The organism is Paenibacillus sp. LX16, from assembly GCF_036252815.1.
Taxonomy (GTDB): Bacteria; Bacillota; Bacilli; order Paenibacillales; family Paenibacillaceae; genus Paenibacillus; species Paenibacillus polymyxa_B.
This window is the reverse complement of sequence record NZ_CP141152.1, coordinates 3,024,213-3,048,565: the sequence shown is the minus strand read 5'-3', so window position 1 is coordinate 3,048,565 and position 24,353 is coordinate 3,024,213. Positions and strand designations below refer to the sequence as shown.

Below are 24,353 nucleotides of genomic sequence, written 5' to 3'. Positions count from 1 at the left end.
ATGGTGTGAGATCTTGCCGTGGAGCTCTTCTACGAATATTAGAATGATCATTCTAATTATAACAGATGGAGAAGGGATGGATTGAACATGGAATATCGTGTATTAGGAAATACAGGCCTTAAAATAAGCAGTTTTGTATTAGGTACAGGTACTTTTGGTTTTTGGGGCAACAATACGGAGAAAGAAGCTGCAGTCATGTTAGATGAGGCTTTGGCTGGAGGCATTAATCTGATCGATACAGCGGATGTTTATTCAAGTGGTCAATCCGAAGAAATTCTGGGTCACATCCTAAAAGGACGCAGACAGGATGTTATTCTGGCCACGAAAGGCGGAATGCCCATGGGCAGTGGGCTTAATCAATCCGGTAACTCGAAATATTGGATTAAGCGTGCAGTAGAGGGAAGCTTGAGAAGGTTGCAAACGGACTATATCGATTTGTATCAACTACATCAGCCGGATCTCCATACTGACATTGAAGAGAGTCTTGACGCACTTACGGACCTGGTTCGTGAAGGGAAAATTCGCTATATTGGTACATCCAATTTTCAGGCATGGCAAGTGACCGAAGCACAATGGACTAGCGAACGCAAAAATACCGCACGCTTTGTATCCGAGCAAGCCCCGTATTCCATATTGAATCGAAGTATCGAATTCGATCTGCTTGCTGCAACCGCAAAATACGGAATGGGCGTAATGGTTTGGAGCCCACTTTCGGGTGGTCTGCTTACGGGAAAATACCGCTCGGGAGAAGCGGTAGCCCCAGATTCAAGAGCAGCGAGTTCTCTAGGGAAACTTTCAACTGTTGTAGATCCGAATCGAGAAGAAAATCGCATCAAGTTCGAAGCCATTGCTAAGCTCCAAACCCTTGCAGATGAAGCAGGATTAACTTTGCCACATCTTGCCATGGCATTTACACAAGCTCACTCGTCAGTTACTTCTGCTATAGTGGGGGCAAGAACAATTGAGCAACTACGTGAAACGCTAAAAGGCAGCGACATCCGATTAAGCACTGATATCCTGGATGCGATAGATGCTATCGTTCCGCCAGGAGTAACCCTGGATGCCCTGGAAAAAGGTTGGTCGCCTGATTGGTTACAAGCAGACAAACGAAGAATCCTGGGTTAAATATATAAGACAGACCTCATACCTGTAATGTATTCACTTTTTTTAAATCTAGTTTGCCGATCCTTCACTAAATTGTATAATGATTATTCGAGGTGATGACGATGGCAAGATCAAAAGAATTTGAAGTTAATGAAGTATTAGATAAAGCAATACACCTGTTTTGGGCACAAGGATATGAGAAAACTTCAATGCAAGATTTGGTTGAGTTTATGGGCATTCACCGAAGAAGTATCTATGATACCTTTGGGGATAAGCATGCCTTATTTATGAAAGCTCTCGAACGATATGAAACGAAGCAGACCAGCAAAATGAGGTTTCTGATTGAAAAACAAAAACCGATCAAAGAATTAATTCGGGAGTTGTTTGAGGCGACAGTAAGAAATGAAGGAGAACCTCTAGGGTGTTTTCTCGTGAATTCAGGCGTGGAACTCGGCGTGTTGGATCCTGAAGTTGCATCCTTAGTTGATGAGAGTTATTCGCGAACTGAGGAACTCTTGACTAACCTTGTACTGAAAGGTCAACAATCGGGTGAGTTCAAGGCTGACTTGGATCCTGTAGTTATTTCTCATTATTTAATGAATGCGTGGTTAGGGCTACGTACGTTGGTTAAGACAACAACGGATCAGCAAAAATTAAAGAATATTATTGATATGACACTGACCGCTTTAGATTAAAAGTGGAATTACAGCATGACAGGCAAAAGGAGTCACCTAAATGGAGGACTGTTTGTTTCCGTGATACAAGTTTTTTCTTGTCCCTCTAATGAAAGAAAGAACTTGTATCTTATGCCTCAAACAAGTCAAGGAATACCGCTCCAAAATTAAAATTTTAGTCATAAAAAAATTCTTTACTGTTCGTTCTAAAATTGATATGCTAATAGCAAGTTAGATCTAACTGTTTTTTTACCCTAATAAGAATGATCATTCTAAAATCGTCTTTAAAACTCATTACCACTAATCTGGATGTTATGAAGGAGAGAATATTATGAAGTATACAGTTATTACGGGAGCAAGTTCAGGGATTGGATATGAAACGGCATTGGCGTTTGCTGCACGTGGCAAAAACTTAATCTTGGTGGCTAGAAGATTGGATAAATTAGAAGAACTCAAATCAGCAATTCTGGATATTGATCCTACTATAAATGTTATTGTTCGTACAAGTGACCTGTCTGTTACAGATCAGGCCTACACACTATATAACAATTTAAAGGAATACCAAATTGAGACCTGGATTAACAATGCGGGGCTCGGTGAAGCTTCTTTTGTAGCAGAACAGAATTTAGATAAAGTTGAAACTATGCTACGTGTTAACATTGAAACCGTGACGATCCTTTCTACACTATATGTACGAGATTATGCTGATGTAGAAGGAACTCAGTTAATTAACGTCTCATCCGCACTCGGATATGCCATTGCTGTTGGGAGTGTTGCTTATTCTGCATCTAAATATTACGTTAGTGCCTTCACAGAAGGCCTTGCAAAAGAACTAGAAATGAAAGGTGCAAAACTAAAAGCAAAGGTTTTAGCACCAGCTATAACGGAAACAGAATTCTCGAAGAAATCATTAGATACTGAAGAATTTGATTACAAAGCAAACATGCCTAAGTACCACACTGCCAAACAAATGGCGGGCTTCATGGTGGATCTTTATGATAACAACGAAGTGGTAGGTATTGTAGACCAGAACTATGATTTCAACCTGAGAGGCCAAATCTATCCAATCATTTCAGAATTTTAAATTCAATTCATATATCCTTGAATACATGGAAGAATTAGAATGCAAGAGGGTCTACAATAACATAAAGGCTGAAACATGGCGTACAACTGAAAATTGTGCGCCACGTTTTTTTAGTCAAAAGATGCTCGATGTTTTCAAAAAAACACATTTAGTAAAAAATGGTATAGCAAGCAGGTCGAGCTAAAAACTCGATTGCGTTCATGGTTATGCTATCTCCAAATTAGTAAAGGAAGAGGATGAATGATGAGAGCAGCACAAGTACAGAGATATTCAAAAATAATCCAAGTGGAATTAAATGATGTAAACATGCCACAGATCAATAGCCATGAGGTACTTGTCAAAGTAAAAGCTGCAGGTGTAAATCCACTGGACATTCTTAATCTGAATGGCAGTGTTCGGATGATTGCCGACTATAAGTTGCCATTAACTTTAGGGAATGAACTATCTGGCGTTATTGAAGCTGTTGGTGATGATGTTTTGAATTTTAAGGTTGGTGACCCTGTTTATACGAGGTTGCCGCTTAATAAAATCGGTGCTTTTGCTGAATATGCGGCCGTGGATGAAGATGCTTTATCCATCATGCCTGAAAATCTATCTTTTATTGAAGCTGCTGCGGTACCCCTTACTGCCTTGACTGCTTATCAAGCATTGCACGATGTACTCCATGCCCAGCCGAATAAAAAGCTATTCATTCCTGGAGGAACCGGAGGATTTGGCGCTATGGCAATCCCCATTGCCAAATCAATGGGATTATATGTTATTACAAGTGGCAGTGAAAGAGGCAGATCACGTACACTGTCGATCGGGGCTGATCAATTCATAAATTATAAGGCAGAGAATTATGCTAACATACTGTCCGATATCGATTATGTGATCGACACCTTGGGTACCAAAGAGATCAAAGCTGAACTGGGTATTTTAAAACCACAAGGGAAATTGGTATCATTGAAAGCCGGACCTAATTATCGCTTTGCGGTTGACAATCATTTTCCAATGTGGAAAAAAGTATTGTTTGGTCTAGTGGGTGCTCGCTTAGATTCTTTAGCACGCAAGAATCAAAATGAATATCGTTTTTTATTTGTGCAAGCCAATGGAAGTCAATTACAAGAAATCACTAAACTTGTTGAAAAAGAAAATATCAAGCCCTCTATAGATTCAACTTATACGTTTGATGACATTAACAAAGCGTTGATTAAAGTGTCAACGGGCCACTCCCAAGGCAAAGTGATTGTGACCTTCTAAGTAATATTACATTTTTTCATGATACTAGAATTTTCATTCTACTATTTGTTTCTAAAACGTGCATTCTAGCGAGTTAAAAAATGGTATTCGCGGGTGAAGCAACCGGGATTTGATATTACTTTGCGAACCCAAAAAAAGGGGAGAAGAACAGATGATTAGTCATGTGGATGTTGATTATTTAAAGAATTGGTTCTCATTAATGCAATCCCCCTGACCAAAGTTTCTGGTAGGGAGGATTGCATTAATGTAAGTTCTAGTTCACATACTTCTCTATCGTGCTTCGCACTGCTCCGGGACCTGCCAGCATTTCATGAAACATGGCTTCAATCTTGTCGCCCAGACCAATTTCATATAATCGGACACCGAACAGTTTGTCATCCTCGAGGAGGCAGCGAACCTCGGAGGTCTGATCGCCCAGCTTCGTATTCTGCAAATATCCCTGCAACGTATCCAGTAACGGGTCCGGACTGAGTGTGAAGGGTTCTCCTTGATCATCCACTCCCAGTAAATAGCGACACCAGATCGCAATGGTCAAGGGAATAGCAGTCAAGTTCGTAGGATCAAGCCCTGCTGTGCTAGCATAAGTCTTTATGGTTTCCCCAAAACGGATGCTCATCTTTTGAGAGGTATCTGTTGCAATCCGCTGTGGCGTATCCGGAATATAGGGATTGACGAAGCGTTCCTGCAATACCTCGTCAATAAATGGTTTCGGTTGGATGATACCGGGATCATCTACAACAGGTAAGCCTTCCTTGTAGCCGATGGTTTCCACCAGACGACACAATGTCTGATCCTTCATTTCATCTGCAATGAGCTCATACCCAAGCAGACACCCAGCGAGGGCCAGCGCTGTATGCAGCGGATTGAGACAGGTAGTGACTTTCATCTTCTCCACTTTGTCCACCGTATCCCGATTCGTGAAGATGATGCCAGCTTCCTCCAGTGCAGGTCTCCCGTTCGTAAACTTGTCTTCAATGACCAAATACTCGCTAACCTCAGCATTGACAAAGGGAGCCGTATACGTATGCCTGGAGGTAACGATCATCTCCATGTCAGCTAACCCCAGCTCCCGAAGAGCAGACTGTACTTGCAAGGAAGGGCGGGGGGTGATTTTGTCAATCATGGTCAGGGGGAAGGTTATTTTCTCCTCATTCTGCAGATAGTCTGCAAATCCTTCCTCTACTAGGCCTCTGCGAGTCCACTCCTTGGCGATGGCAATCATACTATCCTTTAACAGATCGCCGTTATGGGAGCAATTATCCATGCTCACAAAGGTCATTGGATGCCGCCCCCTCAGATAACGCCGATAGGCAAGCGAAGTAGCTATGCTCATCACATGCACCGGCTGTTCAGGACCATTCGTCAAATCCCTCTCCACAACAGCCAGATACTTGCCGTCGGGCCCGGTCAGGGAGTATCCTTTTTCCGTGACAGTAAAGCTGGCCATCTGCAGGGACGGATTCTCAAATATTTCAATCAGACGGAGGTAGTCGTCTGGACGATTTTGCTCTGCTGCGAGTCCCTCAACAATGCTTGCGACCACGCTCTTGTGAAATCTTCCGTCTGCACTCATCAACACCAGTAAGGTTAGATTGTCGTAAGGCTTATAGGCTTTGTCGATCATTTCAAAATCAAAGGCTTCGGCCGCAATAATACCTGTATCCGCTTTCAAGTTATTTAGCAGTTGTTGCTGCGCATTGGCTATCAACCCTCGAAAAATATTGCCTGCGCCGAAATGCACCCATTGCGGTCTAACTCGGGTGTTATTGGCTACAAGCTCCAGATCATATTTCGGCAGTTTGATGCCTGCTGCTCGCCAGGCCGCCTTGTCTAAAAGGCCTTTCCGGTCAAGTTGGAGCATTTATTTCACTCCTTTGCCTTGAGCGAGACTATCCCAGACACCAAGCAAGTACATAACCCCCAGTGCACGGTCATACAAACCGTAGCCAGGTCGACAATTCTTTTCTTCCCCCCATAGATGTCTGCCGTGATCCGGGCGTACATATCCCTGATAGCCGTTCTCGTGATAAGCTCTAACTACTTCCGGTACATCGACGCTTCCGTCCTTCCCGCGGTGTGACACTTCAATAAAGTCGCCATTCTCAAACACCTTGACATTACGAATATGCGCAAAATGAATACGATCATGAAACTCCCGAATCATGGCTGGCAAATCATTCTCAGGATTGCTCCCCAGTGAGCCTGTGCAAAAGGTTAGACCATTATATGGACTGTTCACTGCATCTAGGATGCGTCGGATGGTCTCACGATTCCGGACAATTCTCGGCAATCCGAAGATGGGCCATGCCGGATCATCAGGATGAATGGCCATCTTGATGTCAACCTCCTCGCAGACCGGGATGATGCGCTCAAGAAAATACTTCAGGTTGTCAAACAACTTGTCTTCAGTGACATCCGCGTAAGCAGCAAAAAGTTCATCCAGTCTCGCCAACCGTTCCGGTTCCCAGCCAGGCATGGTGAACTTCCCAGCTCCCTTGAGAATCCGATCCACCATTTGGCGGGGATCATCGGTAATGGTAGCCTTTTCATAAAAGAGGGCGTTGGACCCGTCAGGCAGTTCCTTGTACAGCTCTGTTCTGGTCCAGTCAAAGACAGGCATAAAGTTATAGCAAATCACCTTGACTCCCACTTTGGCTAATTTTCGAATGGTGTCGATATAAATGTCAATATATTGATCGCGGGATGGTAGGCCGATTTTGATATCATCGTGGACATTTACACTTTCTATGACCGCCGTACTAAAGCCCTTACTCGTAATCTGATCAGCTACCTCCTGAATTCGCTCCATTTCCCATACTTCACCGGCTACCTTATCATGTAAAGACCAGACAATGCCCATAACTCCCGGAATTTGCCGGATATGATCCAGTGTAATATTGTCGTTGCCTTCTCCATACCATCTCCAGGTCATATTCATAACGATACCCTCCCTAATTTTTTTATCTTGTATACAAGATTGAGTTGATCATAAATTATGAGGTTCGTCCTTGTCAATGATAATTAGAGAGGGGTTTGTCATCTCAAAATGCTTTATAATAGTTCTAGATTGATAAAGTGAAGGTAGGAATGAAATGTTGACGAAAGAAGAAATCAAGCAGCTTTTGAAAAATGATATTTTGTCGCTGACCTTAAAGCCGGGTACTATGCTCAGCGAGACGACCTTGTCAGAACGTTTTCAGCTGTCCAGAACTCCGTTGCGTGATGTATTGAAGCAGCTTGCGCTTGAGTCCTACATTGATATTTATCCCAAGAAGGGGAACATTGTGTCCTATATTGATCTGGAGTCGGTTGAACAAATTATTTACTTAAGAAGCGCATTGGAAAAGGAGATTATGAAGGAGCTTTCTTCGCAAATTACATTAAGTGATGTACAGAAGCTGAGCGATATTCTGGACAGACAGAGAGCTGTGACTGAAGAAGATCATGCTACGGATCAATTTCTCAGTCTGGATGATCAGTTCCACCAAACCATGTTCCAATTGGTGGGGCGGGGGTTTCTTTGGCAGCTCATTCAGCAGTCGAATGTTCACTATATCAGATATCGCAAGCTGCATATGCTGGAAACAGGGAAGCTGATGGGCATCTGGCATGAGCATCAAGCTATGCTTGAATACATGCTAAATAAGGAAACAACCAAAATGGATGATCTGGTTCATCATCATCTCAGAGAGGATATCCATTCGCTCGATTTTCTCCGGAAGTTCGCTGATTATATCAAGAAATAAGGCAGCTAGCTCAATTTAACATGTATGAATATTAATGAAGTGGGTAATTCATGGAGCTGTTCTACGAGTTGGATATGTTGGTGAAAGAGCGGGTAAGAAATGCGAGACTGCAGCAAAATTTATGGGCGGAAACGTGCTGGCCTGTGTCATTTCGTTTTTGCTCGTGAGTATTGTTATTTACCGTCAGGCAGTGGTCAAACTGGAGGAATTCTCACAGGAGTTTGCGTCCTTGTATACATGTCAGATGGAATCTTCCTTGAAGATACTCGTTGAATAATGTGACAGCTTAATCAAATTTATCGTAAATAGGAATGCAGACTCTGCTGAAGAATTTATGTATCATGAGCTATCCCGATCTTCTGACAGACTCGCAATTTAAATTCATAAAAAATCAACTGTACAGGGAGGTGTATAATGTTCCGGCTGTTTACCCGAATTCAATTTAATTTATTTGAGCAAGGGACACATTATAGTAGGTCCAGTAAAAATAGTTTGGGGGGATAAAGAGATCTTAAGACTTGATTCGTGTAGAATGAAAGAGTAGTCGGGTATTTTTTTTTACGCAACCGCTCACCGGCGAACTTCCTAAACCGCTGCATCAAAAGGAAAATTATATTACAATTTAAAAATACTGAAATATTTCCATGTAAGTGAAAAATGCCAGATCAATCCTAGATCATAAAGGGGGGAACAATATGTGCAGATATGCAATGTACGGCCCATATAAAGATATCTTTGCCTGCTTTACCTGCAGGAAGGTATATAAGCAGACATCACGGATTGAAATGCCGAAGGATGAATATGAACGGGTTGACCATGTCTGTCCGCAATGCCAAGCATCCATGCATGACATGGGTCATGATTTCCAGGCCCCGAAGCAAACGGATATCAAGCAGTGGAAAAAGGTGGAGCTACTATACCAACAAGGATACACTTACCACTCCTGCGGCTGCGGCGGTCCGGGGTACAGACCCTCCCGGCTGTCGGAGGTACCTGAATTTCTGGAGAAACAGCGAACGTTTGAGAATAAGGGAGAGGCGCTGCTGTACCGGCTTTTGCAAAGCTAGATGACTCGGGCTAATTATTAACATGTGAGATGAAGTGTATTATAGAAACTTATATGTTTTCCCATTTTCCCAAATGTAAAGAAGAACAGCCCGGAAAAAATATAAGAGGTTCACTATACGCGCTTCGTTCGCTGAACTAACGGGCAGGTTAGCTCAATAAGAATCCGACAAAACCTTCAGGATTTCCTTAGGCAGCATAACCGATAGGGAACTATGCAGTAACTGAGTTCAGCTCGAGCAATGATTTTTGATTTGACTAATGATAGCGGGAAATCAAAAAAGAACCTGGATAGTTTTATCAGGTTCTTTTATATTGCATATAAAACAGACACGATGATATAATCAGATTGCGACTTTAAAATTTAAATATACAAAATTAACGCATCGTATACTTTAACTTTACCATGCCGCTAAACTCTTGTCAAATGTTTTTTTCTCAATTTAATGGTTAGGAGAGATATTGAATGAGTTCTTTGGTTCTCAGTTTTCAGGAAATGGAAAAAACGCAGCTTTTGCTCGTTGGCGGAAAAGGATTGAATTTAGGGGAATTATCAAAAATTGAAGGAATACATGTGCCAGAAGGTTTTTGTGTTACAACAGTGGGGTATCAAAAAGCCATCGAACAAAAAGAAGCGTATTATGCATTGTTGGATCAACTAACAAGACTAAAAGCAGAAGATCGTGCTCAAATTGGTGAAATCAGCAGGCAGATTCGACAAATCATTATGGAAGTAGAAGTTCCTGACGATGTTGTGGAATCAGTTACTCATTATCTCTCCCGGTTTGGAGAAGAACATGCTTATGCAGTGCGTTCCAGTGCGACTGCTGAAGATTTGCCACATGCCTCTTTTGCTGGTCAACAAGACACCTATTTAAATATCATTGGCAAAGAAGCAATCTTGCAGCATATCAGTAAATGTTGGGCTTCCCTGTTTACGGATCGCGCGGTTATCTACCGTATGCAAAATGGATTTGACCACAGTCAAGTTTATTTATCCGTTATCGTTCAAAGGATGGTTTTCCCGCAGGCTTCAGGAATTTTATTTACCGCTGATCCGATTACATCCAACCGGAAGCTGCTATCAATCGATGCCAGTTTTGGACTTGGAGAAGCACTGGTCTCTGGCTTGGTCTCTGCCGATTGTTATAAAGTACAGGAAGGGGAAATCGTCGATAAGAGGATAGCAACCAAAAAATTGGCTGTCTATGGACGAAGAGAAGGCGGAACAGAGACCCGACAGATCGACCCCGATCAGCAAAAGACTCAAACCCTTACTGAACAACAAATTTTACAACTGGCACGCATGGGAAGACAGATCGAAGCTTATTTTGGCTATCCACAAGATATCGAATGGTGTTTGGCCCATGATACTTTTTATATTGTCCAGAGTCGTCCAATCACGACTTTATACCCGATCCCTGAAGCAAATGATCAAGAAAATCACGTTTATGTATCTGTCGGTCATCAACAAATGATGACTGACCCGATAAAACCATTGGGATTGTCTTTTTACCTGTTAATAACTCCTGCACCCATGCGTATAGCCGGTGGAAGGTTGTTTGTTGATGTTACACATATGCTGGCTTCACCTGTCAGCAGAGAAAATTTCTTAAATACCCTGGGCCAATCTGATCCGCTCATAAAAGACGCATTTATGACCCTAATAGAGCGAGATTTTATAAAATCGTTACCAGATGATAGAAAAGAACTGAGCCCCGGTAATAGCAGTAAAGGTAGGTCGTCTGCAGGTTTTCAAGCACAAATCGAAAACGATCCGGCAATCGTTTCTGATTTGATTAAGAACAGTCAAACATCGATAGAAGAATTAAAACAAAACATCCAAACGAAATCAGGAGCAGATTTATTTGATTTTATTCTGGAAGATCTCCAAGAATTAAAGAAGATCTTATTTGACCCACAAAGTTCAAAGGTTTTTATGACTGCTATGAATGCTTCGTCATGGATCAATGAAAAAATGTACGAGTGGTTAGGTGAAAAAAACGCAGCAGATATGCTTTCTCAATCTGTACCAAACAACATTACTTCGGAAATGGGTCTGGCGCTATTGGATGTCGCAGATGTGATTCGTCCTTATCCGGAGGTAATTGATTATTTACAACATGTAAAAGATGATAATTTTTTGGATGAACTGGTTAAGTTGGATGGTGGACAGGAAACTCAAGACGCTATCTATGCTTATCTCAACAAATATGGAATGCGATGTGCCGGTGAAATCGATATTTCGAGAACTCGTTGGAGTGAAAAACCAATTATACTTGTCCCCATGATTCTCAGTAATATCAAAAACTTTGAGCCTAATGCTGGCAATTGGAAATTTGAGCAGGGGCGACAGGAGGCTTTGAAAAAAGAACAAGAGTTATTAGATCGATTGAAGCAATTACCGGATGGTGAACAAAAAGCAAAAGAAACAAAACGAATGATCGACCTCATCCGGAATTTCATCGGTTATCGTGAATATCCCAAATACGGTATGGTTAATCGTTATTTTGTTTATAAGCAGGCTTTACTGAAAGAAGCCGAACAACTCGTACAAGTGGGCGTTATTCATGAAAAAGAAGATATATACTATCTCACTTTTGAAGAACTTTACGAAGTCGTACGCACAAATACACTAGATTACCAGATCATTAGCAAACGAAAAGAAGAGTACAAATTGTATGAAAAACTAACTCCACCACGTGTTATCACGTCTGATGGTGAAATCATTGCGGGTGAGTACAAACGAGAAAATCTCCCAGCCGAAGCGATTGTAGGTCTGCCTGTTTCTACCGGAGTTATAGAGGGACGAGCACGTGTCATCTTAAACATGGAAGATGCTGATCTGGAAGATGGAGATATATTAGTCACCGCCTTTACTGACCCCAGCTGGACACCATTGTTTGTATCCATAAAAGGCCTAGTCACCGAAGTTGGTGGACTGATGACTCATGGAGCCGTTATCGCACGTGAATATGGCTTACCCGCAGTTGTCGGAGTAGAGAATGCTACCAAACTGATAAAAGATGGGCAACGAATTCGTGTGCATGGAACAGAAGGGTATATCGAAATATTGTAATGGCTAAATGCGCTAAGTAATAGCCTCTGTCATAATGGACAGTATTAAATGCAACCTGTCATGGATAAAAGGGTGGTTACCCTGTTCGTCCTTTTATCCATGACACAAAATGATTTATACATAGCTGTCCCGATAATCTAAATCTCTTGTCCTCGACAGTATCAGGTGTTCAATACCCAAATGTACCCTCAGAGTCGAACCTGCATATTCGCTTCTGAACCATCTGGAAGAGCTATAAATCCCTCAGCTGCAGCGATAGCTTTTCTAATGATAACCTTACGGTCAGGGAACCCACAATTATAGTCAGTCCTTTATCATTGGGGTAAAGTGACAGACTTGACTTGAGCAGAGGTATTTCCGTAAATATCCTTGGCCAGTACGAGAATATGCAGCGTATCGGCTTGGGAGGCACCATCCTGTTTGTATTTAGTAGTTGGAAGTGTTGCTGACCAATTGGTTTTATCCTCTGTAATAACGGCACGAATGCCATTGACATAAACTTTAAGCTGTGCGATATCGCTTTGATCTGTGACTGAACCTTCCAAAGCGAGAACATCATCCGTGATTGAAGCATTCAACTTAAGTTCAGGGGCTCCTGTTTCCTTGCGTTTAGAGGGTGGGAGAGAAGTTTGCGGGCTATAGGAAAAGGTTTCATCCTCAAGCGCTGGTGTGCGTGCTGCAATAGGACGGTTTTTGGTAGCCTGCTCATAGGAATAAGCGTAACGAAGCAGGTCGTTATCGCTGTATGCGGCACCTGCCATTGTCAGATTAACGGGCATACCGGTGTCCTTCATAGCGCCCATACTCACAGACACACTTGGGATCCCATACTCGCGTAGAATGAAATTCGTATTGGAGAAATAGTTACCATTCTCCCAAGCCTCCTCATAGGACGTTTCATTCACATCGGAGTCAGCTTTGCCGATATTCGAATTGGCTGGGAATACAATAAAATCAAGGTTGTTTTGCTTCATCCAATTTTCAAAATCAATCTTTCGTACATTTTCAAGCCCCCGCAGCCCTTCATGAAACTGAGGAATTTGTTCGTAAGGGATGACGCCTTTCTTTATGGTTTCAATGAATACGTCATAGTGACCCAGGTCTCTGCCACGTTTGGCATCTACCGAACCGGGCGGATTCGGGAAGACGGTTGCGGGGTCGATATTAACCCATGACGGGAAATTCGGATCGCCCACACTTTTAAGAAATTCCTCAGCTGCATAGGGATTAAGCAGCCCGAATTCCTTTTCACTCCATTTTGCCGGCATTAGACCACGTTCTTCAGGTGTTTTCGCTGTCGGTCGGTCCTTCTCGCTGTTCACTTGCAAGGGGAAGTCAACTTCCACAACTTCAGCTCCAAGAGCAGTTAAATCCTTTACAGCTTTTTCCCATAATGCTTGTATTGAAGGTCTGAATTTAATCGGAGTTGTGGTTTCTGGGTCCTTACCGATATAGATTTTCGGAACACCAATGCGTTTGCCTTTCAAAGCTTGAGTATCTCGCAGCTCTAGGTAGGAATTGGGACGGACACTGTTGATAGAAGGTAGCCGAACGGATTTCTGCTCTCGCCAGAAATCACCCTTGGTGATCTTATCTTCTACAACGATCACGTCAAGTAAGCGGAGCATGTCCTCGACAGTCCTCGTATGTGGGACAACGACATCCCGTATAGGGAAGAGTGGCCAATTCCCTCGAATGGAGATTAGGCCCCGCGATGGTGTGTAGGCAATTAAACCATTGTTAGATGCTGGCGATCTTCCAGAGGATACCGTTTCTTCCCCCATGCCGAAGGCAGCGAGGTTGGCGGCTGTTGACACGCCAGATCCGTTAGAGGAGCCAGAGTACCAGGCTGCAGCCAAATAATTTGGATTGTATGGACTTTCAGCACGGCCATAAACGCCTCTTTGCATTCCCCCTGCTGCCATTGGCGGCATATTGGTTTTACCAATGAGCACCCCACCGGATTTGCGTATCTTTTCTACTGTAAAGGCATCGTCCTTTGCCATCAGGTTTTTGAAAGCTGGAGATCCAGAAGCGACAGTAAGTCCCTTAACCTTGTAACTGTCTTTGACCGTGTAGGGGATGCCTTGCAGAGGCCCAGTTTTAATACCTTGCGCCCTAAGTTGATCAGCCTGAGCAGCTTCTTTTAGTACGTCGGGGTTCAGAACAGGGATGGAATTCAGTCGAATGCCACTAGAATCATAGGCATATACCCGGTTAAGGTACATGGCGGTGAGCTCGACACTCGACAGTGCTCCTGACTTCATCGCGTCCTGCATTTGAGCAATCGTAGCCTCTTGCAATTGAAATGTGACTAGAGAGGAGGCGGGTTCACTAGTTTTACTAGAGGATGAGGGTGAAGGAGCGGCGGATGCAAGCGAGCATCCCGTGAGAGTTACAATCATACCAGCTGCGATCCATTTGCAATAGTTACTGATTACATCCCTTGTATTCGCTTTTAGCGTTTGTGCGCACATAGCATTTTCACTCCTTAAAATAGGTAGGATCAGGAATTTAAAAAGAGGGGATGAGAAGGGCACTTTATAGTATAAATGTTTCTAATTATATTACTTATTTTCATATGAAATGTCAATTTTTGTAATGCGATACACAAGGAAGTTCACTACTTTTAATGTGAAATATAGTAATATTTTCTTTTATGTTACATTAAGTTTCACATCTAATAAAATGCATATTCATTATAAAGGAGATATCAAAATTGATATGGAATGAGATGCAAATTCAACTCATTGTTAAGATATCGGAAACAGGAAGCTTCACAAAAGCAGGCGAAGAACTGCATATGACACAACCGGCAGTAAGCCGTATTGTGGCATCTGTTGAATCCGAGTTGGGGACGAAGCTGATCAAGAGAAACAGAAAAAACGGATTAGTTTTTACGGATGTGGGAGAACGGATATTAATCCTTTTTAGAAATGTACTGAGTGAATTACAAAAAGTGGATGAGTTAATCGCAGCGGAACAAGATTTGGAGATTGGTAAAGTTCATATAGGTGCTTACCCTACAGCATGTACAAGGTTTATTCCCAAAATTATACGCACAATGGAAGAAAAGCATCCCGGTCTTGAAGTCAAGCTTTCGAAAGGCAGTTACTTCTTTGGCCATCCATTCCAAAAGAAATAGAACAGGGAATTGAGTGGTTATATTGGCTGATTCATAATACTCCTCATTTACATAATAAGGAATATTAATATCTGAAATTTTAGCGATAGTGGATTGACGGTTATTCGTTATACTCACAATTTTGTTTTTCTCCTGCTTGATTTGTCTTAAAAGTGGCAGGATTTTCACCTGAATTAGATAAGGCAATTGTAACACTGTTCTCACGCATTTTTGCATAAACAGGGAAATGGGGATCTTTAATATACATCAAAAACGATGTACAGCTTTACAAACATATGTATAAAATACGGGTTTTGTGAACATGTATAAAGAAAACCGTATAACAGCTTGGCTTTAGCGTTGTCCTTGTCGGATGACAAGAACTTTATCTCATAAATGACAAGAATCTTATCTCATTTCCCATATAATTTTAATTATATCTCATGATTATTATTACAGCAAAAATAAAAAATCGCCTAATAAAGGCGAATTAAATCTGTTTGTTTTTTTATATTCTTAACTTCATTACATATTGCTTAACGTAAGATTCAATTCGTTTATTTTCATCACTTGGATTCTCGTAAATTCTCATGGCTACACTCTATTCTGTAACATAATATCTAATTTATCTCGATTCGGAACACTAATTTGTTCGGCTCCTTCCACCGCTATTTTAAGCCATTCGTAAAAATAATTGAGACATAGTTCAGATGTCACACGATTTATTACCCAGTGAAACATTTCTCTGTTATCATATATAGACAGATTGGTATGAGCAAAGAGCCTATTTTTGTAGTCATCTATGATGTCCTCTATAAGTTCAGTTGCAACAGTTATACCGGGTCTTCTTCTAGAAATAACTAGATTATTGTAAAAATGCTCTCTCCCTAATAAAGTTTGCTTCCAGAATACATATGCATAGGCATATGGACAAATGGGAGGAAACTCTTCATTTTCATTTTTTCTAAGTTCTTGAAGCATTAGTATACATTTAAGATGTTTTTTGATGAATTTCTTTCTAACATAATGATCTATAGTTTTGAAACATCTACAATTTTGCTTATATAAATCATTTTTAAACTCATCTCTATATGAGTAATCTTGAGTTGAGGTAACTTTCACATTAAAAAAACACTTAGATTGAATTTTAGGTTCCAGAGTAAAATGTTGGATTGAACTAACTAGAGGTGAAAAAAGCAACCGATTAGAATCATCTCTCTTCCCTTGTGCTATCCATTTAGAAACTGGAACATCCGCTATCTCTACCTTCATTTTCCATTGTGACCAAGGGGTGCTACCGATATCGGCTAGCTTAAATCCACACTTACAGGTAAATGGCTCGTTTAGTGCTAAATCGCTAAGTAGGAAAGGAATCCGATTTAAGCACTTTGGACACGAACTCAATAGTTTAATTTGATGAATCGGGCAACTATGAAACAACGTGAATTGATGTAACCAACTATGATATCCTCCTTTAATACATTCTGGACACCAATTTAGTGATTGAGGAAACCAAGTAGAAATAGGTTCTTGATAATACTCCACTGGCTTTAGAAGATTTGATATTACAGATTTGTTGAGAACGGATAAATCTACTCCCAAATATTGTTTCAATGTGTTTAAATCAAATCCACTTAATTTAATTAGTTCTCTTCTAGAATCAGTCAAAACATTTTTTTTAATCTTTTTTACTTCTGCATTACCCAGCGTTTTCAGAATTTCAGTGCGGTTTATATGATTGGCTAAACTTACTTTTTCAAATATTGACCAAGGTGACTCGTATTCATTCATCCATTCTTTTCTCCATACAATGAACATTAATTAGCCTTCTTTCTGGCCAAGGCCATATAAATTTCAGATTCGATATAACCAGATCTGTTAATTGCTTCTCTCCACTGATGCATTGAGAGCCATTCGGAACCTTTACCGTTAGAGCCATTGATTTTCAATGCATTTTCGACGGTAAATGCTATATACTCCATGGGTATTTCAAACTTACCGGAGAGGCCAAACTCTTGCCGTATTTCTAAAAAGAGATTGAACAAACTAGATGAAAACTCAGACAGTCTTCTCCCTGAGTTAAAAGCCTGGGGAAAGTAATACTTAGTGTAGTACCAGCCACTGTCTTCCGGAAACTCGGATTCATCATAGCTCTGTAATACAAACTCCATCTCGGTTGAAGCCTGAACTCCCTTAAAACGATACTCAGATGCCATAAACCGGCCTACAATATGTGCTTTTTCATTAGCCAGAAAAAAAGATCTCCGATTGACCAGTTGTTCTTGTCCAATCGATATTGTAGTCATTCTAATATTCCTACGTACTAGTTGATTAGAGATATCAATTAAGCAATCATATTGCCATTCCGTCATTTTTTGAGCTTCATCCATAATCAAAACAATTCTGCGAAGGTTTGAATGTTCAGCTTTTTCATGCATCAAATTCACAATTTGATTGCGTAGCACAATTTCATCTTTTTTACTATTAAAGCCAAAGGAGAAGTCTGACAACATGTCTCTAAAAAACTTTTCTGGACTAGGTACTCTATAGCTTTTGCAGTCTGCAACAAGTACAGGAATCGGGGTTTCCAATTCTGATGGTAAATAGTTAACAGCGAACATTGTTGCTCTAGTCTTCCCTAAACGGGGGCGACCATAAACAATCATTCCCGGCCCACCATCTTTAATAATCTGAATAATCTTATCCATCAACCTGGTTATCTCAATGGTAGGAAGAACATATTGCCCCTGCTCAATTGGATGTGTTCCAGGTATAATATTTGGTCTTTTCATTGTTAAGCACTCCTTTCTAATAAGTAATGGTTTTGTACCTTTTTGTAGAGGTTGATGTTTTTTGGACCAGAATCTTTTCTTGTAATTCTCTTGCTTTATCTAGTTCTGCTAAATTTTTATGTTCTTGAGCTAATAACTTATTTTGATTCGGGGAATTACTTTCTTCTTCTGCTTGTCGAATAACTTGTTGGACTTTTGCTATTCGATTTCCTGAGCCTTTCTTCTTTTCCGTTTCTTTTGCGATTAGATATTCATGGTAAACAAAAATCGGATCGTCCCACTGTGTAAAATGAATAAGTTTATTCTTTTTTAGCAGATTAATGGCTTTTCGTATCTGTAAAGTATGCGGTGTTAATGACCATTTACCAGCCGCAACGAGCTCTCCAAACTCACTACCATCTGGGAGAAACACTCTGATCGTACGAAGATCATCTACATTTATGTGTACATTAACCTTTGTACCAATTAAATGAGCAGATTTTACTAGTAATTCATTACGGTATTCAACTCCCATATATTCGATGTAAGGACGCTTTCCCGAGGAAATACTACCTCGAATAGTTCTAGGTTGTTCGACTTGTGTAAACAGAAATTCTGTACGCTTTGATTCATTTAACAATCTGGGTTTCATTCCTTTCTTGAGTCTTTGATCCAGTGCTTCAAGTGGTGAATTATAAAACAATGCCCCGTGTGGAGTGCCATTATAATTTGAAATAACAACATCGACGATTTCCTCTAAATGTTCAAATGTCATTTCATAACGGATGGCCATTTTTTCAGGATCTTTCCTACGGGGATCTTTTGGATGACTTCCGGTGGTATTTGCCATCCGTTGAATACTACTGGAAGTAAAGGTATTATGAAATCTTTCAATGAAAGAACGTCTCATTGGCCTATCAACTGCACCAATACAAGTTGTACATCCTATTAAATTGCTTAAGCGTTCCCTAACCATTTGAGCAAGATGAGATTTGGCATTGTCAAAATAAATGACATCCCATACCGCCCATTCAATCTCAGGAAATTGTTCAGATGGGTATCCCCCTGTTGGCTGATATGACAGACCGTCTATTGTTAAATTCTTTTTCTTAAATGGCATAATCGCTTTTTTGGCAGCGATCATTACATCACTTGCATTATACTCCTTGTTAAGACAAATGTGAGGTCTTCCAATAACGTTTCGAGTTGCGCGGTCTGTAAAACTCAATAGCCAAAGTCTGTCTAAAGTTAAAACTGCGTCATCTCCTTCCAATGTTTTCACCTTTATAACAAAAATGCCGTCAATTCTATGGCCATCAAACTCAACCTTTTGATAAGGGGTTATATTTTGAGGATAATTCTGTTGGCCTACCCCCGAATTTTTAGCTTTTTGTTCAGCATCATGTCCGAATCGCGAAGCAGCTTTGCCAAAGTGAATATCCCTAAGGTTCTCTAAGTATCTACATAGCGATCTATACCCCAAAGTATCAGTGTTAAATGGATAAGAACTTCTAGGAATACCTGCTTCTTTGCATCTATCCACAAATTTTTTATGTATGTATTTAGGTTTCATAACCGGTTCAGTTAACTTTTTTTTTCGACCAAAAAACAAGTCATCTATTTCATCTCTAATTTGTGGATATTTATCAAGTAATAAATTGAATTCCCCTGTTTTTCTTGATACATTACTTTTTTTAGATAGTGGGTCTAATTCATATTTTTTTATATTTTTGCCCGGTATCAGGGCTCTATACCCCCATGGAAGAGCATTTTCATCGTAAGAAATACAACGATTATATAAACGTATCAGATTTCTACGATCGATACCCGTGCATGAAAAGATTTCCTTCAGACTCTTCTCATTGTTTACATAAAGATCGATTGCTTCTTTTCGCTTTAGAAATAATATTCTTTTCTCTTCGTTAAGCAACGTCTCATCTACTTTAAACCAAAGGTCACGATCCATTTGAGTTTGTGACAAGCCGCCTCTATCAAAAACTTTCACTCGACTCATTCAACTGCACCTCCGTTTGCATGGAAATAATACATTCATTAATATTTACATCAATAATTCCTCTGTAAAAAAGCCATATACATGCATCATGAATATCTTTAAAGGGAATGTTGGACTGCTCAGTCAATGTTTTTAAGCTTAGCCGCTCAGAAGTTAAAATTTTTATGATCTCCTCGGTACATTTAGGTTGGGCGTTATTTTTCACGACAGAGATAATCTTTAATCTATTTTCCAACTCTAAGTAGTTCTTTCTTAGATCTTTGTCTGTAACAATTTCATGCAAAATTCCATTATTATCGCACCAAATTTTCTGTGCCTCTATTTGTTTCAATGTTCGAGAGTTACGTGGATTTTCAGCATTTAACTCGGATTCATATTTAACCTCACAACATTTTATAGTTCCATTTTTCATCTGAACCCACATATCAAAAATAGTTGTATGTAGCTCACCATTAAAAACATAGCTGATTTTAGGATATTGTTCACAATAAGTTTCCACATCTGGCGTAGTTTCAATTCGTATCCAATGGTCAAATTCTAGATCACTATAAAGCGTGACCTCCCTCATCCCCACTTTAGGTCCGAGTGAAGTCCAATAATTATTACCGTATTTAGAACTCCGGGGTACGATATTTGGTGTGTACATCATTATCATCACCTTTCAAGACTTTTATTTCCTAATTCCTGAATAATAAACATTTTAAATGAACCACTTTTAAATACAGGATATATTCTTCATTCTATTCTTCTAAATGGTTTGAATAGTATTTATGGGAACACCATTGAATTTGTGTATGTCTCGATTTTTCATATATTTTTATTAATTGATTCAATACAAAAATCCTCTGCATCGTATTCTCACAAAAGAAATTGAGTTGCCGATAATAATAGTTAATTTCTTTGCGATACGGATTAGGTAAGATTTGATTTTTTTCATAAATCTCTAGCAGCTGTAAGTGGAATTTGTATACATTCTTTATACTCATTCATGCAACCTCCTAACAATTTATCATGAATATTTAGTTGCATTCATAAATTTAGAATCTTGGACTTTCTAAAGTTAAAAATTTAACTAGTTTATTTGTACATTATATTTTGTTAAACGAATCATGAAGCTCATCTTGGCAGGCAGTGTTATAGACATCGTTCAACAGGTTACAGACTTTTTCAGTCATGTTTATATCAGATACTTTAAACTTCCTCTACTCCATCTGAGAAATAAATAGACCTAACACAAAATAGCGAATACTATCTTCTTTTGATCTCACACTTATTTTTATACCAACTTCATTATTATCTTTTTGTACAGTATATAATTTCGATAAATTAGATAGACTAATAAAGTAGATTCATAGAGAAAAGTGTTAGAAAAATGAGGGGAGACGATCGCAATGGATTTGTACAGAATCATCGGTTTTAACATTAGATGTAAAAGAAAACTTTTGAGGATGACTCAAACACAATTAGGGTTAGCTGTTGACCTATCTCGAACGGCGGTTAGCAATATAGAAAGTGGCAAACACCATGTCCAGATTCATATCCTATTTAAAATTGCACAAGTACTTGATACGTCGATACAATCGCTGCTAAATAATACTTTACATGATTTACCGCCTACTAAATTAGCCAACAAAACTATCTAATATTTGGGTTTTACCTAAGCATTTGCTTAGCAAATTTTAACTGGGCTCTTAGATTTCTAATTGTTTCATAATAAGCATCAAGTACTTGCTCGTTTACTGAAACTCTTTTATCAATAACATATGCTAAGTCAACAAAATCAAAATTAACTATTATTAATATATCGAGATTCTTCTCAAAAAATAGAACGGGGATCTTCCACTCTCCGTTTTTTTGTGCATCCTCAAAATGCTGGTATTTCATTAGTATTTTGCTACTGTAACACAAGTCTGCAAATTTTAATCCTTGTCCAGTAACGGCGGCCATTCCAATTCCTAATTCCTTCTTTTTATGTCTCATTTCATCACCTCAATTCAAGTATGGACAATTTTTTGTAATTGATACGTTAACATATCATTTAAGGCATTTGACTCATATACACTAATGTATTCACCTTCACAGTTTGTATACACTGAGTCTGAGGTGTAGCAATGAAGGAACCGATATTGGTTGCAGTTGGAAAACGGGTCCGTGAACTTAGGACAAAAAAGGGATTCTCACAAGAGGAACTTGGTGAGAAGGCAGGGTTTCATTTTTCTTATATTGGTGGTCTAGAGCGGGCAGAAAAAAATATTACATTACTAAACCTGCAGAAGATTGCAAACGCGCTTGATGTTCAAGTTTTAGACTTGTTTTTATATAGCAAGTACATAAAGAATGAAAAGACTAAGAAAGATCAACTATTAAATCAATTGCATACAAAATTATTTGATATGAATAGCTCTGAATTAATTAAAATTCAATTGCTGGTTTCTCAGATCTTCGACAATAAATAAACCGCTCAACCAATTAGGTTAGCGGTTTATTTATTATTTGAAAAGGGAATAATCTCCTTTATGAATATCGGGAGGTTATTACAAATGCATACCATTTGGAAAGGCACGGTCGAATTTGGTTTGGTACATATCCCTGTAAAGTTATATGCAGCTACAGAGGAGAAAGAATTTTCCCTTCAGTTACTACATAAAGGGTGTCATGGTACAGTTAAGAATCAACGTTATTGTTCAAGTTGTGAAAAAAAGCTGAGTTCAGAAGATTTAATTAAGGGATATAAATTAGATAACAACCAGTTTTTAATTTTTAAAAAAGAGGAATTGGAGCAAATACATGAAGATTCAAAAAGAATAAATATTATTCAATTTATTAAAGAGACATCAGTGGACTTAATGTTCACACAGAAGGTCTACTACCTTGGTCCAGAAAATAGCTACACAGATGCATACAGTCTTTTTATTAAGGCATTGGAAGTTACTAAACGTGTAGCAGTTGCTAAAATAACGATAAGATCAAGTACAAAACTTTGCATACTTAAACCAATGAACGGATCATTTATCCAATTGTCTACCATGTACTACCCAAATGAAATACGTCCTTCTGAACGTATACCGAATTTGCCTAGCGAAGCACAAATAGATTCGGATCAATTACAGTTAGCTCAGCAGTTAATAAAGAACCTCTCCTCTTCTAAAACCGATGAATCCCAATTTATAAATGTCGGGCAAGTTCGAATGCAGTCGTTAATACAATCTAAAATTTCTGGACAAGAAGTAATCCAAATAGATTCAGAAAAGAATGAGTCACATCACATTATTGATTTAATGGAAGCTCTTCAAACGAGCATTACTCTTCTCTCAAATCCATCAACTAAGAAAAACAAACAAAAGAAAAAAGAGAGTGCATCATAAATAAAAAGAACTCATTAACAAAAATGAGTTCTTTTTATTTCATGAATTGTAGGATTAAAAAAAAATTATAGTTATATATAGCGCATTATAATTTGATTTCTTAAAGAATTTTTGCTACGAACATTTGTAAAATTCATTCGTACTTTTCTTAAGGAATGCTTCCTTTCTATTCACTATTTACATTTCAATATCTAATTTGTACATATTATTCTGACCTGTACAGAGTAACTGTTCTTCTTAGTGTATATTGCTCCTCCAAAAGTTAGCGGCGACTGTTCACCTTGGCTGATTGCAGACGGACATTTTCCTGTGTTGACAGCTTGACAAAATATTGAACATTACCAACTGTTCTCTGGATCTGCATCATAAACATTTTTTATTTGATTAACTTATTTACTGTGGTAAGAAGTTCATCTACTAAGTCATGGTCATCTTCTTTAATCAGTCCCTTTACTCCAATTCCTCGCATTTGTTCTTCTATTCGATTCAAACCTTACTTATACTGTGTGTTTAACTGTATTGGAGTGGTTGTTCTGAATGGACCAGTGTATCAGTGGATAAACAAGCCTGATTGCTTGTTTCTATTTTTTGAATTCGACGGTCCTACTCGACTTCTTAAAGCTGTTTAAAACATCCCCTCTTTATATACACCGTAAAATAAATACACTAAAACAACGTTAGACCTATTAACCACTTTCTCAATACGGAAGTGCTTTAATGTTTTATAAAACTTCAAAGGCAACAAAATACTGATGTTGCGCCATGCTTCACTTGAAGTGTAGATTTTCCCCACATATAATTGAAGTCAATAAAACATATGAATCGTAGTAGAGGGGCTGTCGATCGTCCAACATGGCCTCACGAATAATGAGTTCAGCTCCCTCAGACATCGTAGGAGTGTTCTATTGGGCATCGATCTTTCTGTCCCTTTGAACACCGGCACCTCATCATTCATATTCATCAAGTCAAGCAAGTTAATGATTTCGTCATAGCTCTCCTGCATTGAAGCCGTTGGAATATATTTTGATCTTGGCCGATAAATGTACTCCACTCAATAGTCAAATACAAAATCGAGGACTGAATTA

General features: G+C 39.3%; 20 protein-coding genes. 12 read left to right on the top strand and 8 right to left on the bottom strand.

Going from position 1 to position 24,353, the window contains the following annotated elements:
- Positions 1 to 87 precede the first annotated feature (87 nt).
- From T3H97_RS13240 to T3H97_RS13225, 4 genes are all read left to right on the top strand, one after another.
- Positions 88 to 1,125, top strand: a complete 1,038-nt coding sequence (locus tag T3H97_RS13240; RefSeq protein ID WP_328799935.1) for an aldo/keto reductase — start codon at positions 88 to 90, stop codon at positions 1,123 to 1,125.
- A gap of 101 nt (positions 1,126 to 1,226) precedes the next feature.
- Positions 1,227 to 1,799 (top strand): TetR/AcrR family transcriptional regulator, encoded by a 573-nt coding sequence (locus tag T3H97_RS13235; RefSeq protein WP_165176836.1) that lies wholly within the window; start codon positions 1,227 to 1,229, stop codon positions 1,797 to 1,799.
- A gap of 310 nt (positions 1,800 to 2,109) precedes the next feature.
- Positions 2,110 to 2,862 (top strand): SDR family NAD(P)-dependent oxidoreductase, encoded by a 753-nt coding sequence (locus T3H97_RS13230; protein WP_250271554.1) that lies wholly within the window; start codon positions 2,110 to 2,112, stop codon positions 2,860 to 2,862.
- A 243-nt stretch (positions 2,863 to 3,105) separates the two neighbouring features.
- Positions 3,106 to 4,104 (top strand): NADP-dependent oxidoreductase, encoded by a 999-nt coding sequence (locus T3H97_RS13225; protein WP_328802823.1) that lies wholly within the window; start codon positions 3,106 to 3,108, stop codon positions 4,102 to 4,104.
- 253 nt (positions 4,105 to 4,357) lie between these two features.
- On the opposite strand, the gene T3H97_RS13220 is transcribed toward T3H97_RS13225, so the two are convergent.
- Both T3H97_RS13220 and uxuA read right to left on the bottom strand, forming a co-directional pair.
- The gene (locus T3H97_RS13220) at positions 4,358 to 5,965 is read right to left on the bottom strand and encodes a mannitol dehydrogenase family protein (RefSeq protein WP_328799934.1); all 1,608 of its coding nucleotides are present in this window, start codon (positions 5,963 to 5,965) and stop codon (positions 4,358 to 4,360) included.
- Positions 5,966 to 7,042 carry a mannonate dehydratase gene (uxuA, locus tag T3H97_RS13215; RefSeq protein ID WP_250271558.1) on the bottom strand — a complete coding sequence of 359 codons (1,077 nt, stop codon included), beginning with the start codon at positions 7,040 to 7,042 and terminating at the stop codon, positions 5,966 to 5,968.
- A 154-nt stretch (positions 7,043 to 7,196) separates the two neighbouring features.
- On the opposite strand from uxuA, the gene T3H97_RS13210 reads away from it, so the two are divergent.
- The 4 genes from T3H97_RS13210 (at position 7,197) to ppsA (ending at position 11,994) form a co-directional block, all read left to right on the top strand.
- Complete coding sequence (locus T3H97_RS13210; RefSeq protein ID WP_328799933.1) at positions 7,197 to 7,850, top strand: GntR family transcriptional regulator; 654 nt, start codon at positions 7,197 to 7,199, stop codon at positions 7,848 to 7,850.
- 34 nt (positions 7,851 to 7,884) lie between these two features.
- Positions 7,885 to 8,127, top strand: a complete 243-nt coding sequence (locus T3H97_RS13205) for a hypothetical protein (RefSeq protein WP_272638076.1) — start codon at positions 7,885 to 7,887, stop codon at positions 8,125 to 8,127.
- A 418-nt stretch (positions 8,128 to 8,545) separates the two neighbouring features.
- Positions 8,546 to 8,917 carry a hypothetical protein gene (locus T3H97_RS13200; RefSeq protein ID WP_272638075.1) on the top strand — a complete coding sequence of 124 codons (372 nt, stop codon included), beginning with the start codon at positions 8,546 to 8,548 and terminating at the stop codon, positions 8,915 to 8,917.
- A gap of 464 nt (positions 8,918 to 9,381) precedes the next feature.
- Positions 9,382 to 11,994 (top strand): phosphoenolpyruvate synthase, encoded by a 2,613-nt coding sequence (gene ppsA / locus T3H97_RS13195; RefSeq protein WP_328799932.1) that lies wholly within the window; start codon positions 9,382 to 9,384, stop codon positions 11,992 to 11,994.
- Positions 11,995 to 12,308: 314 nt separating this feature from the next.
- Here the strand turns inward: ppsA and T3H97_RS13190 are convergent, their stop codons facing one another.
- Positions 12,309 to 14,471, bottom strand: a complete 2,163-nt coding sequence (locus T3H97_RS13190; RefSeq protein WP_328799931.1) for an amidase — start codon at positions 14,469 to 14,471, stop codon at positions 12,309 to 12,311.
- A 242-nt stretch (positions 14,472 to 14,713) separates the two neighbouring features.
- Here T3H97_RS13190 and T3H97_RS13185 point away from each other — a divergent pair, with 242 nt between their 5' ends.
- Positions 14,714 to 15,139 carry a LysR family transcriptional regulator gene (locus T3H97_RS13185; protein WP_328799930.1) on the top strand — a complete coding sequence of 142 codons (426 nt, stop codon included), beginning with the start codon at positions 14,714 to 14,716 and terminating at the stop codon, positions 15,137 to 15,139.
- 573 nt (positions 15,140 to 15,712) lie between these two features.
- Here T3H97_RS13185 and T3H97_RS13180 read toward each other — a convergent pair.
- Genes T3H97_RS13180 through T3H97_RS13165 form a run of 4 tightly spaced genes read right to left on the bottom strand, consistent with a single transcriptional unit; the run spans position 15,713 to position 20,552 of the window.
- Positions 15,713 to 16,936 carry a TniQ family protein gene (locus T3H97_RS13180; RefSeq protein ID WP_328799929.1) on the bottom strand — a complete coding sequence of 408 codons (1,224 nt, stop codon included), beginning with the start codon at positions 16,934 to 16,936 and terminating at the stop codon, positions 15,713 to 15,715.
- On the bottom strand, positions 16,936 to 17,910 hold the full coding sequence (locus tag T3H97_RS13175; RefSeq protein ID WP_023988766.1) for an ATP-binding protein: 975 nt from the start codon (positions 17,908 to 17,910) through the stop codon (positions 16,936 to 16,938). The genes T3H97_RS13180 and T3H97_RS13175 overlap by 1 nt, the downstream gene beginning before the upstream one ends.
- A 16-nt stretch (positions 17,911 to 17,926) precedes the next feature.
- Positions 17,927 to 19,903 (bottom strand): hypothetical protein, encoded by a 1,977-nt coding sequence (locus tag T3H97_RS13170; protein ID WP_023988765.1) that lies wholly within the window; start codon positions 19,901 to 19,903, stop codon positions 17,927 to 17,929.
- Positions 19,881 to 20,552, bottom strand: coding sequence for a TnsA endonuclease N-terminal domain-containing protein (locus T3H97_RS13165; protein ID WP_328799928.1), 672 nt, complete (start codon positions 20,550 to 20,552; stop codon positions 19,881 to 19,883). Before T3H97_RS13165 ends, T3H97_RS13170 begins: the two co-directional genes overlap by 23 nt.
- Before the next feature lie 742 nt (positions 20,553 to 21,294).
- Between T3H97_RS13165 and T3H97_RS26435 the strand changes: the two genes are divergently transcribed.
- Complete coding sequence (locus T3H97_RS26435) at positions 21,295 to 21,546, top strand: helix-turn-helix transcriptional regulator (RefSeq protein ID WP_442955618.1); 252 nt, start codon at positions 21,295 to 21,297, stop codon at positions 21,544 to 21,546.
- A 10-nt stretch (positions 21,547 to 21,556) separates the two neighbouring features.
- Here the strand turns inward: T3H97_RS26435 and T3H97_RS13160 are convergent, their stop codons facing one another.
- Positions 21,557 to 21,883 (bottom strand): hypothetical protein, encoded by a 327-nt coding sequence (locus T3H97_RS13160; protein WP_328799927.1) that lies wholly within the window; start codon positions 21,881 to 21,883, stop codon positions 21,557 to 21,559.
- Positions 21,884 to 22,014: 131 nt separating this feature from the next.
- Between T3H97_RS13160 and T3H97_RS13155 the strand changes: the two genes are divergently transcribed.
- On the top strand, positions 22,015 to 22,359 hold the full coding sequence (locus tag T3H97_RS13155) for a helix-turn-helix domain-containing protein (protein ID WP_322172211.1): 345 nt from the start codon (positions 22,015 to 22,017) through the stop codon (positions 22,357 to 22,359).
- 84 nt (positions 22,360 to 22,443) lie between these two features.
- Positions 22,444 to 23,268 carry a non-homologous end joining protein Ku gene (gene ku / locus T3H97_RS13150; protein ID WP_328799926.1) on the top strand — a complete coding sequence of 275 codons (825 nt, stop codon included), beginning with the start codon at positions 22,444 to 22,446 and terminating at the stop codon, positions 23,266 to 23,268.
- The last annotated feature ends 1,085 nt before the right edge of the window (positions 23,269 to 24,353 follow it).

What these genes read in the sequence shown, in the direction of transcription:
- T3H97_RS13240 (WP_328799935.1), top strand. Translation starts at nt 88, where the DNA reads ATGGAATATCGTGTATTAGGAAATACAGGCCTTAAAATAAGCAGTTTT.
- T3H97_RS13235 (WP_165176836.1), top strand. Translation starts at nt 1,227, where the DNA reads ATGGCAAGATCAAAAGAATTTGAAGTTAATGAAGTATTAGATAAAGCA.
- T3H97_RS13230 (WP_250271554.1), top strand. Translation starts at nt 2,110, where the DNA reads ATGAAGTATACAGTTATTACGGGAGCAAGTTCAGGGATTGGATATGAA.
- T3H97_RS13225 (WP_328802823.1), top strand. Translation starts at nt 3,106, where the DNA reads ATGAGAGCAGCACAAGTACAGAGATATTCAAAAATAATCCAAGTGGAA.
- T3H97_RS13220 (WP_328799934.1), bottom strand. Translation starts at nt 5,965, where the DNA reads ATGCTCCAACTTGACCGGAAAGGCCTTTTAGACAAGGCGGCCTGGCGA.
- uxuA (WP_250271558.1), bottom strand. Translation starts at nt 7,042, where the DNA reads ATGAATATGACCTGGAGATGGTATGGAGAAGGCAACGACAATATTACA.
- T3H97_RS13210 (WP_328799933.1), top strand. Translation starts at nt 7,197, where the DNA reads ATGTTGACGAAAGAAGAAATCAAGCAGCTTTTGAAAAATGATATTTTG.
- T3H97_RS13205 (WP_272638076.1), top strand. Translation starts at nt 7,885, where the DNA reads ATGAAGTGGGTAATTCATGGAGCTGTTCTACGAGTTGGATATGTTGGT.
- T3H97_RS13200 (WP_272638075.1), top strand. Translation starts at nt 8,546, where the DNA reads ATGTGCAGATATGCAATGTACGGCCCATATAAAGATATCTTTGCCTGC.
- ppsA (WP_328799932.1), top strand. Translation starts at nt 9,382, where the DNA reads ATGAGTTCTTTGGTTCTCAGTTTTCAGGAAATGGAAAAAACGCAGCTT.
- T3H97_RS13190 (WP_328799931.1), bottom strand. Translation starts at nt 14,471, where the DNA reads ATGTGCGCACAAACGCTAAAAGCGAATACAAGGGATGTAATCAGTAAC.
- T3H97_RS13180 (WP_328799929.1), bottom strand. Translation starts at nt 16,936, where the DNA reads ATGTTCATTGTATGGAGAAAAGAATGGATGAATGAATACGAGTCACCT.
- T3H97_RS13175 (WP_023988766.1), bottom strand. Translation starts at nt 17,910, where the DNA reads ATGAAAAGACCAAATATTATACCTGGAACACATCCAATTGAGCAGGGG.
- T3H97_RS13170 (WP_023988765.1), bottom strand. Translation starts at nt 19,903, where the DNA reads ATGAGTCGAGTGAAAGTTTTTGATAGAGGCGGCTTGTCACAAACTCAA.
- T3H97_RS13165 (WP_328799928.1), bottom strand. Translation starts at nt 20,552, where the DNA reads ATGATGTACACACCAAATATCGTACCCCGGAGTTCTAAATACGGTAAT.
- T3H97_RS26435 (WP_442955618.1), top strand. Translation starts at nt 21,295, where the DNA reads ATGGATTTGTACAGAATCATCGGTTTTAACATTAGATGTAAAAGAAAA.
- T3H97_RS13160 (WP_328799927.1), bottom strand. Translation starts at nt 21,883, where the DNA reads ATGAGACATAAAAAGAAGGAATTAGGAATTGGAATGGCCGCCGTTACT.
- T3H97_RS13155 (WP_322172211.1), top strand. Translation starts at nt 22,015, where the DNA reads ATGAAGGAACCGATATTGGTTGCAGTTGGAAAACGGGTCCGTGAACTT.
- ku (WP_328799926.1), top strand. Translation starts at nt 22,444, where the DNA reads ATGCATACCATTTGGAAAGGCACGGTCGAATTTGGTTTGGTACATATC.